This window comes from Oleiphilus sp. HI0132, from assembly GCF_001635845.1.
In genome coordinates this window covers 1-521 of sequence record NZ_LWGJ01001548.1, presented here as the reverse complement: position 1 = coordinate 521, position 521 = coordinate 1, and the positions used below count along the sequence as shown (strand labels likewise).

Sequence of the window (521 nt, the reverse complement as noted above, 5' to 3'; positions counted from 1 at the left end):
CATTTGAAGCGCTCTTTAGATAAGCGAGTACGTCGTTGTTAGGGGTCTTCAAGCAAGACTTGATTACCAGTCCAGTAATTTCTTCGTATGTGCCTGGGCCACATTGGCCTGTGTTCGTTATAGCGCGGGTTGCCCCTATAAGGTAGAAAGCGCAGGCTTTTCTCAACCAAGCATACTTTTCGCCATGTATATCTCCATAGCGCTTTTTTAGGGGTAGAAGCTGCATACCTGCAAAAACTTGTGCTTCTTTGAGGATAGCCATTTTGTCCTCATATTTCACACTGGCTGAAGCATTTCCTACTAAAGGTTTACGCTCGTCAGTTTGTGTCATTTTTTTAGTATGGTTGAGAGGAGGGTAATCACGATAGAGTGAGCGAATTCTTACGAAGGTGATGATGAAAAGCAAAAAAACAAAGACTTCTGCCAAGTGGATAAGTGCGCTCATGAGTTTCTTCCTTGTAACTATAGATAAGCACTGGGCTCTATCATTCTGAAGACAGTCGGTTCTCGTTTGCATCATA

General features: G+C 43.0%; 1 protein-coding gene. It reads right to left on the bottom strand.

The genetic code is table 11. From position 1 onward, the window contains the following. Positions 1-445 (bottom strand): hypothetical protein (locus A3766_RS23830; RefSeq protein WP_156509093.1); only part of this gene is annotated, 445 nt, incomplete at its 3' end. Between the last annotated feature and the right edge of the window lie 76 nt (positions 446-521).